General features: G+C 35.3%; 12 protein-coding genes. 1 reads left to right on the forward strand and 11 read right to left on the reverse strand.

Going from position 1 to position 9,126, the window contains the following annotated elements; genetic code table 11:
* Positions 1-88: 88 nt before the first annotated feature.
* Complete coding sequence (locus BFA01S_RS19325) at positions 89-436, forward strand: YflT domain-containing protein (RefSeq protein WP_066234737.1); 348 nt, start codon at positions 89-91, stop codon at positions 434-436.
* A gap of 487 nt (positions 437-923) precedes the next feature.
* On the opposite strand, the gene BFA01S_RS19335 is transcribed toward BFA01S_RS19325, so the two are convergent.
* From BFA01S_RS19335 to BFA01S_RS19385, 11 genes are all read right to left on the reverse strand, one after another.
* A complete protein-coding gene (locus BFA01S_RS19335; RefSeq protein ID WP_066234743.1) occupies positions 924-1,523 on the reverse strand; it encodes a PP2C family serine/threonine-protein phosphatase in 600 nt (199 codons plus the stop codon).
* A 9-nt stretch (positions 1,524-1,532) separates the two neighbouring features.
* Entirely contained in the window at positions 1,533-2,309 is a 777-nt protein-coding gene (gene sigB, locus BFA01S_RS19340; protein WP_066234745.1) for an RNA polymerase sigma factor SigB, read from the reverse strand.
* Positions 2,275-2,757 carry an anti-sigma B factor RsbW gene (rsbW, locus tag BFA01S_RS19345; RefSeq protein ID WP_066234747.1) on the reverse strand — a complete coding sequence of 161 codons (483 nt, stop codon included), beginning with the start codon at positions 2,755-2,757 and terminating at the stop codon, positions 2,275-2,277. Before rsbW ends, sigB begins: the two co-directional genes overlap by 35 nt.
* The gene (locus BFA01S_RS19350; RefSeq protein WP_066234753.1) at positions 2,741-3,085 is read right to left on the reverse strand and encodes an anti-sigma factor antagonist; all 345 of its coding nucleotides are present in this window, start codon (positions 3,083-3,085) and stop codon (positions 2,741-2,743) included. Before BFA01S_RS19350 ends, rsbW begins: the two co-directional genes overlap by 17 nt.
* 61 nt (positions 3,086-3,146) lie before the next feature.
* Positions 3,147-4,154 (reverse strand): PP2C family protein-serine/threonine phosphatase, encoded by a 1,008-nt coding sequence (locus BFA01S_RS19355; RefSeq protein WP_066234754.1) that lies wholly within the window; start codon positions 4,152-4,154, stop codon positions 3,147-3,149.
* 13 nt (positions 4,155-4,167) lie between these two features.
* Positions 4,168-4,569 carry an anti-sigma regulatory factor gene (locus tag BFA01S_RS19360; RefSeq protein WP_066234758.1) on the reverse strand — a complete coding sequence of 134 codons (402 nt, stop codon included), beginning with the start codon at positions 4,567-4,569 and terminating at the stop codon, positions 4,168-4,170.
* 3 nt (positions 4,570-4,572) lie between these two features.
* On the reverse strand, positions 4,573-4,935 hold the full coding sequence (locus BFA01S_RS19365) for an STAS domain-containing protein (RefSeq protein WP_066234760.1): 363 nt from the start codon (positions 4,933-4,935) through the stop codon (positions 4,573-4,575).
* 3 nt (positions 4,936-4,938) lie between these two features.
* Positions 4,939-5,766 carry an STAS domain-containing protein gene (locus BFA01S_RS19370; protein WP_066234763.1) on the reverse strand — a complete coding sequence of 276 codons (828 nt, stop codon included), beginning with the start codon at positions 5,764-5,766 and terminating at the stop codon, positions 4,939-4,941.
* Positions 5,767-6,119: 353 nt separating this feature from the next.
* The gene (locus tag BFA01S_RS19375; protein WP_066234766.1) at positions 6,120-6,392 is read right to left on the reverse strand and encodes a hypothetical protein; all 273 of its coding nucleotides are present in this window, start codon (positions 6,390-6,392) and stop codon (positions 6,120-6,122) included.
* 167 nt (positions 6,393-6,559) lie between these two features.
* Positions 6,560-8,677, reverse strand: a complete 2,118-nt coding sequence (locus tag BFA01S_RS19380) for an MMPL family transporter (RefSeq protein WP_066234769.1) — start codon at positions 8,675-8,677, stop codon at positions 6,560-6,562.
* Positions 8,674-9,081 carry a hypothetical protein gene (locus BFA01S_RS19385; protein ID WP_066234771.1) on the reverse strand — a complete coding sequence of 136 codons (408 nt, stop codon included), beginning with the start codon at positions 9,079-9,081 and terminating at the stop codon, positions 8,674-8,676. Before BFA01S_RS19385 ends, BFA01S_RS19380 begins: the two co-directional genes overlap by 4 nt.
* Positions 9,082-9,126 lie beyond the last annotated feature (45 nt).

Here is a 9,126-nt window from a genome sequence, read left to right on the forward strand (position 1 = left end):
TAGTTATCCTAATATGTGAGGAATGTAGAATCAGTATGTTGGATTTATGCAGTATAAATGACTATTTAAAAAAGGAGTCGATACAAAGATGCAGACCCTTGTACAAGAATTTAATAATGAGCAGGAAGTTTTACGTGCTGCAGAGGAATTAAAATCAAAAGGAGTTTGCCAAAGCAAGCTTTTCGTTTTAACACATGATGAGAAACAAACAAGGAAAATTGCCAGTGATATAAATGCAAATATTATTGGAGAGGATGAACAGCGCTTAGGAACAAATGTAATCAATATGTTTGAGAAAACAGGGGATCAATTGAGGAATAAAATGGAGGAAGTTGGACTCTCCACAGACGAAGCAAATCTATATGAAGAAAAACTGGATAAAGGAAAGATTTTATTATTAGTCAAGGATTATGATGAGTTTAAAAGCAAAATGTAATGTAAAGAGCTCACCATTCGGTGAGCTCTTTACATTTATCCATATAAAATAATTAAAATTTCAAAATAATGTTTATAAAATAATAGTTCGGGGTAATTAATGAAGTGACTAGAATTTAAGAGGTGATTATATATGAAGGCCATACGCTCAGTATCAATTACTTACAAAGGGGCCCTAACCCTCGAAAAAATCTTCCATTTTTTTAAAAAAGTTACACATTATAAATCAAATCTTTTTTTAAACAAAGGTCAGGTGCTTACAAACTGTGATACCTTCTCTTCCTTAGTTTCCTTCTTTACAACATTGAAAAAGGGAGATACTTTCTTACTTATCCTTGAAGGTGACGGAATCCATGTAGAAAGAAACATGAAACACTTATCAAAATCAATAGAATAGATAAATTCATATATACTTAATCAAAAAATACCGCCTAATTCGTATGAAGTTATTTTACGAATTAGGCGGTATTCTCACCTGTTTATTCATTTTAAAGAAGCTTCCCAACAACATATGTTAAATCATCACTTCTAATTTTTGTATACATTTCTAAATAATTTTTCATATCTTCAAGATTTTGATAACCTCTTAATAATCCCTTCACCTCAGGAAGATTAAGTCCATCTGTATGAATAATAAAGGTGGAGTTCTCTTCATATGAAAAAGTCTCCGTACGGTATTTCTGCGGTTTTCCGGATAAATAACCCAAAATAGGAAGTGGATAAATATAGAGGCCTGACGGAGAGTAAAGAACAAATCGGATGTTCCCAACGGCGCTATAAGTAAATTTTCTAAGTGAAAAATCAACCTTTAAAATAGCAACTGTTGCTCCTCTTTTATCCTTTAATACATTATTACAGCAGTCTATTAACTCGTCCACTTCCCTGTCATGATACTCTTCTACAACATCGCAAATAGCGCTAGAAGAATGATTTGCGTGTTCACCACTCCCTAAACCGTCTGCTACTACGCAAATAAAATAATCTTTGGTTGCCTTAATAAAAAAGCTGTCACCATTACACCAATTGCCTTCTTTTTGAATTTGATATGCTAATGCTTGTACATGTCGGTTTTCTTCCGATTTAATCATTTTTTAATCCTATTTAGCATCTCTAATGAGTGCCAATTTTAATTTTTCTATCGCTCTTCTTTGGATACGAGAGACATGCATTTGTGAAATTCCCAAATACTCACCTGTTTCTTTTTGACTTTTATTATCTAGGAACGTGCAATGGATAATTTCTCTTTCCCTTTCTGATAAAACATGAAGGATACTATCAAGCAGAAGCTTCTGATCTACTTTCTCAAAACCTTTCTCATAAGCCCCTACACTGTCAAGAATAGTTACCGTACTGCCATCAGAGTCAGCTTCAATAGACTGATCCACAGACAGTGCCTGGTAACTTTTCCCCATTTCCATCGTTTCTAGCACTTCTTCTTCTGTAACATCCAAATAATCCGCAATTTCCCGAACCTTTGGTGATCTCTGATTTTTATTTGTTAGTTCATCAACTGCAGCTTTGATTTTTGGACCTAATTCTTTTACACGTCTTGGAACATTAACACTCCAAGTCTTGTCCCTTAGAAAACGCTTAATTTCTCCAATAATAGTAGGAATTAAAAAGGCCTCAAACGACTTGCCAAACGATGGGTCGTATCGTCTTATTGCTCCTAAGAGACCGATCATTCCTACCTGATGTAGATCTTCATCAAAAATTCTTCCTTTTGAATACTTTCTAGCAAGACTTGCAACTAGCGCAGCATAATGTTCAACGAGAATCGTCTGAGCTTCTCCATTCTCTGTCCGTTGGAACTCCAAGATAAGCTCAGTAACTTCTTCTTTAGTTCGCTTTATAGCTTGAGATGGTTGGGTCATGATTTACACGCTCCTCACTTAAATACTTAACCATGAAGACCGTTACTCCAGCGTTATTTAACACCCGGACTTCATCCATGAGCGTTTCCATCAAATATATACCTAAACCTCCCTCTGAAAGGTCATCAATAGGACTTGATTCAGAATATGGACCTAATTCGCTCTTTGTTTTTTCAAAATCAAAGCTTTTTCCATTATCCGCAATCATTACTTCTAATTTCCCTTCATAAATAGCAAAGCCTACAACGATATTTCCATCTTCAACATTTTTATAAGCATGCTGCACAGCATTCGTACATGCTTCACTAACTGCAATTTTTAAATCTTCGATTGCATCATATTCATATCCCATTCTATTAGCAATCCCTGAAAGCGTTAATCTGATTACTGCTACATATTCTGATTTAGCCGGTACTCTCATTTCAATGTAATCAACCAATTGTTTCATTATCTCCCACCTCTGATTCAGAAGAAATATCAATAATATTGTTTAAGCCGGTAATTTCAAAAAGTCTTCTTAATCTCTCTGATAAATTAACAAGCTTTAATTCACCATCGTTTTTCTTTATTTGTTTAAACAAACCAACAAATACACCTAAGCCGGTACTGTCTATGTAGGAGACATCCTCCAAACTAACGATAAGTGTCATTTTCTGTTCCTCCGTAAGGGGCAGTAATTCCTCCTTTAACTTTGGAGCAGTAAATGCGTCTATTTCTCCTGAAACAAGAACAATTGCTGTTTCATTATTAAAATTTTTATCTATTTTTATATCCATCAATTATCACCTCAAGAAAATAACTTCGCATACTTTACTAACTACCCGCTTTAAACGATTGTTAAACCTCTCGTCTTAAAATAATAAGAGTAAAATCGTCCCTAATTTGGAAGTCTTGAGCCCTTTCATAATTCCGATAGATTTTCTCTACCATTTCCTGAGCAGGCAGATCCCTATATTCTCTAATTAAATCAGTAATAACCGAACGTTCCATGAAACCTTCCTCTGTCCTTGATTCTGTTACACCATCTGATAATAAAACAATCATGTCACCAGCTTCTATTTGTTTTTCATACTGGTGGTATTGGACATCCTGATCAACACCTAATACTAGACCCTTCGCAATAATATCTTCAAATATATCAGTTGAGGAATTATAATAGAAACCGGGCTCATGTCCCGCTGAAGCATATGTAAAAATATGTTTAATAGTATCGTATACACCATAAAACATTGTAATAAACATGCTCGGGTCAACATTATTTTCTACTACCCTATTTAAGTTTTCTAAAACATGATGAGGATTTCTTCTTGACTCTGGCAAACTGTCCATTGCATATTTTATCATTGACATACAAAGTGCTGCAGGTATTCCCTTTCCAATCACATCTGCGATGGCTATGCTAATACTCTCTTCATCTTGAACAAAGTGGTGATAATCTCCATTTATTTGTTTTGCAGGGACGCTTATTGCGCCAATATCTAAATGTTTAACTTGAGGAATTTTCGTTTCTAATAACGTTTCTTGAACATTTGCAGCAATTTGAATTTCTGATTTAATTTCGAGCTGTCGATCTCTTAAACTTTGATGTTCCTGATAAGCTAGACCATAGTCCATCATTACTTCTAAGAGAAAATCGAAGGAAGACAGAACTTCCTTTTGAATATCAGGGAATAAATCTTGCAATACTCTACAATGCAAACTGATGATTTCTTCAGGTGATATTTGCTGTTTAATTGATTCTCTACTAAATTTCTGTCCTCGATATAAAGCTATTTCGTTCGATTCTTTAAGATAGCTTCTTAGTATTTCCCTATAATCTGATTCTAAACTATCTTTAAAATCCATCTCTAACACTCTCCTAACGAAGCCATTTCACCACCTGAATAGTAGTTCCTTTTCCTACTGAGGATGTAATATCGAAATCATCCATTAAGCGCTTAACTCCCGGCAATCCCGCTCCTAAGCCACCTGATGTAGAAAATCCATCCTCCATCACTCGTCTAATATCATCGATACCGGGACCATTATCAAGAGCTATCACTTTTAACCCCTTTTTACCAAATTTATTTATCCGCTCAATTTGCATTTCACCTTTTCCAGCATATAAATAAATATTACGTGCAAGCTCAGAAATTGCTGTCGTGATTCTCGCTTGGTCCACCGTACCAAATCCAAGCTCCTTCGCGACATTTCTGCCCAGTTGCCTAGCTGCAACGATATCCCATTCAGTAATTATTTTAACATAGGATTCGTTCTCCATATGCTACTCCCCCAACTCCCGCTGTAATGTTTCTAAGCCTTTTTCTAAGTCTAGTGCCGTTTGAACATCTTGAAGGTGTATACCTAATTCGACTAATGTAATAGCGACAGCTGGCTGAATACCAGTTAAAACTACTTTTGCGCCCATCAATTTAGACATACTAATGACATCACCAAGAACCTTTGCAATAAATGAATCAATGATATCGACAGAAGTTAAATCGATAACAACACCACTTGCTTCTGTTTCATGCAATTTTTGAAGCAGATGCTCTTGAAAATGTAAAGCAGTTTGATCGTCAAGCTCCCACTGAATGGAAACAAGTAAACAATTATATAACTTTAATATTGGTATTCTCGCAGGCATTTCTTACTCCCCCGTTGATATAATTTTTCTATTAGTCATTTCCAATGCAGCTTCGACACCTTTTTGTAAACTATTTTTAGTAATAATTTGATTTAAATTAATTCCTAAATTAACAATTGTTTGTGCAATTTCTGGACGAATTCCAACAATTAAACATTTCGCACCAACTAATCGGACAGCTTCAGAAGCTTGAATAATATGATGAGCAACCATCGTATCTACTACGGGGACTCCTGTTATATCAATTAAAACTACTTGAGCACGGTGTTTTACAACCCCTTGCAGTAAATTTTCCATAATACGTTTTGCTCTTTCTGTATCAATCGTTCCTACTAAAGGCATGACTGTAATGTTGTCAAAAATCGGAATAAGAGGTGCAGATAGTTCCTGAAGAGCAATTTTTTGTAAATTTACTGCCTTTTGCCATGATGAGGCATATTGGTTAAGCAATTCCCGATTAATAGGACTGATCCATCTGTCATACTCCCAAACAAACTTCATCTGTTCCATTTCTGAAGAATCCTCAGCCATATGCTTGAAGAGAATTTTTCCAAACACACCCAAGCTATCAATAATAAAACCGAGACCCCATCCTAATTGAACTAATCTATGAGAATAATCAATAATATTTTCCATTGAATCTTTATCTTGAACCATAAAATGATTAACTAGTATATTTATATACTCATTACAAATATTAGTATACATTTGATCTGATATAATACTAGATACTTTTTGATCATCTATACTTATGATTTGCTCTGTCCACTCATTCAGCAATTCTTCTCGATGTATTTGAATGTATTGAACAAACTGATTCGGTTTATCCATCTCTACTCCCCCTAGTTATATAAATAAAAAACTATTTTTCGAGCTACACTTTTTATCTAAATCAAACCTATTGTAACATGGAAACTCCCAATCATTCCGCTCTTCTCTCAACTTAAATAACAGTACTAAGTTGTCCTTTTTTCTATTATAACAATTCATAAAGAACTAAAAATGAATCGAACGACCTAAAAGTAAAGTGTCCTACATATAAACATACATACCTTCCCATATAAAACACAAAGAAAGAACCATTTTATTAAATAAAATGATGGTTCCCTCTTTGTGTGGTCTATATAAAACATGTCTATTTCCCTAATACACCTCAAAGTTTGAGTCTTCAGCTGCAACACTGTTCACTGCATATTTTCATTATAAAACTTTACAGAGTACATAGCGCCTTCGCTTACCATTTCATTATCTGGTAAATCATAAGGCTGGGGATTGCCTCCTTTTTCAACAGGATGATTTTTATTTTTCTCAAAAGCACAGGGTTTAATTTTAGACTTTAACTCTCTAAATACATTTTGAACTTTTATTCTGTTCTGTTTAGAAGAAAGCCACATTGCCACAGATATCCCCATACCTGCAACCGTAAGCAATGACTTTATAAACGAAAGACGTTTCATCACAAATCCTCCTTTAGACGTATCTGTTAGAGTTAAAAATATGCTCTGCTTTGTCTCGTATTTATTTCATACCCGTTTCTTTTCTCTATAAAACCTTTTCAATATAATTTGTATAGTAAATAAAAAAACAGCCCTCTCATATTAATGAGCAGGGCTGTCCATTTCTTCTATTTTATTTTCTTAGGCCAGAAGCTATACTTACCTAATATAACAATTAAAGCTGGAATTGCAATCGGACGTACGATAAATGTATCAACAAGTATTCCAACAGCTACGGCAAAACCAAATACACGAAGCTCCATCACCGGCTGGGTAATTAAAACCGCGAATGTAGCAGCTAAGATCAGCCCAGCAGATGAAATAACACCACCTGTTTTACTAACACCCTCCCGAACAGCATCCTTAATCGGCAAACGTTCTTTTTCTTCACGAATACGAGAGATTAACATAATGGAGTAGTCTACTCCAAGTGCTACTAAAAATACAAATGTGTACAGCGGAATACGGTAACTAATTCCGGTATATCCAAGTATATCCTGGAAGAAAAATACGCTGAACCCAAGTGCTGCCCCGAATGATAAAAGAATTGTCGCCATCATATAAATTGGTGCTAATAATGAACGAGTTTGAATACCAAGCATAATCATAATCAGCACGGTAGTTAAAATGATAATCCTTATTTCATCATCATGGCTTATATTGCGAACATCTGCATTTTGCGCGGTTTCCCCGGCAATTAACATACTTGCATAATCAATCTTGCTTTCCTTTAATATTTTCTTTGAATCATCTCGAAGTTTCTCAATGTCATCAAATGCTTTTTCTGTATATGGGTTATTTTTTAAGACAAGATTTATTTTTGCTACGTTTTGATGGCCCTCAGCGTATGGATGACCTTGCACTTCTGCTTTAGATACGCTTTCACGGTCATTTAATTGATCTACTAAACTTTGAATCTGTTCTTGTGACAGATCTTTTTCTGCTTTAACAATGACTGTACTCGGTGCAATTTCCCCAGCAGAAAAGGCATCATTTAATTTATTATAACCTTGAATCGATGACATTTCTTTCGGGAATGAGTCTAGCAGATTAAATGAATAGTTAACATGCCTTGTCATCGAAGTGAAAAATACTAATAAAATAACGATTGGAATTAAGGAAATCCACGGTTTCTCTGTTACAAAGCGCCCAAGTTTATACCAGAATCCTTCTTTTCCTGCACGCTTTTCAGCACGTTTTCTCGGATTAGACGGCCAGAATGATTTTTCTCCTGCAATTGCGAATAATGCTGGCATTAAAGTTAGACCCGCAATCAGCATAATTGCAATTGCTACTGCAAACACAGGTGCAAAGCCGCGATAAGACTCATACACTGCAAAGAATAATGTCAGCATACTTAAAAGTACAGTACTACCGCTAAAGATGATCGGTTCTTTAACAAAATTCAATGCATTCTTCATTGCTTCATTAACAGACAGACTTTTCTCTAGCTCTTCTCGGAAACGTGAAAATAATAACAACGAATAATCAGTAATAACTGCAAATAGTAAAATCATCATAATAGATAATGATTGACTGTCCATTGCAAACCAATCATATTTCCCCATCAAACCGAGTAAGCGGTCGACAACTGAATACGCAATACCCGCCCCAATTAATGGAATAAACGCTAGTAGTGGAGAGCGGTAAATAAGGATTAAAATAACGAATATTAAACCAACTGTAGCTAAAATTAAGACGACATCTGCTTTAGAGAACATTTCATACGTATCTGCCATAATTCCTGCAGGACCTGTAAAATATGTTTCTAAGTTAGACGGCAATTCCTTTGCTACTTCCTTTTTCAGCTCATCCATTGTCATCTTCACATCTTTGTTCTCCATGTCTTTAGGGAACATTACAGGAAGAAAGAAGGTTGTATTATCTTCAGAAAAGAATGATGCACGTGCTTGTACCGGCATTTTTGACAGTGGAATAACTGTAAAATCTTTTTTTGCATCATTCATTACTTTTTCGATATGAATCATTGCTTGTTCAGTATCTTTTTCCTTTAAACCGTCTTTATCATAAACAACGACAAAAAGCGGAACACCTTCAGATGAAGGGAAATATTCTTTTAATGCTTTTTCTGCCTGGATAGATTCAGATGTTTCCGGCAATCCTGCGTTTTTACTAGGTGATGTTTCCTCTTTCGCACCCGGTGCAATACCGGAGAGTACAACTGCTGCAAGAATCCAGCATAATAATATAATAAACCATTGTTTTTTCTCTTTTACAATTTTCATAGGGCTCCCTTACCTTCTTTAGTATCAATCATAAATGTTGTAATAATGAAGATTCCGAAGCTTATTAAAAGAATCGTTCCTCCAACTATGTAAAATATTAATGCAAATGTTTCATTCATATTAAATGGTTTTAATCCATTTAACCACATACCCGCTGTTAAACCGATTGAACCTATTACCGCCGTCCATCCATGAATAGATACTAATTTTGCAGACTTTATTTTATACATCCGGTAGAACATGCCCCATGCAAAAATAGACAGCCAGCCGACAACTAAAATATGCGCATGAATAGGACGGAATTGGTAACTTCCTGAACCCGCCATATGTGAACCCATTACTGCCCCTAACAAGCCAAAAATCGCTGCTAAACGAATCAGCCTTAAGCTCCATTTCCTTTCCATAACGTTAACCTCCATAGATTTTATCCCAGCCTTAACGTGCAGTAA

Origin of the sequence: Metabacillus fastidiosus NBRC 101226, assembly GCF_001591625.1 — a bacterium.
GTDB lineage: Bacteria > Bacillota > Bacilli > Bacillales > Bacillaceae > Metabacillus > Metabacillus fastidiosus.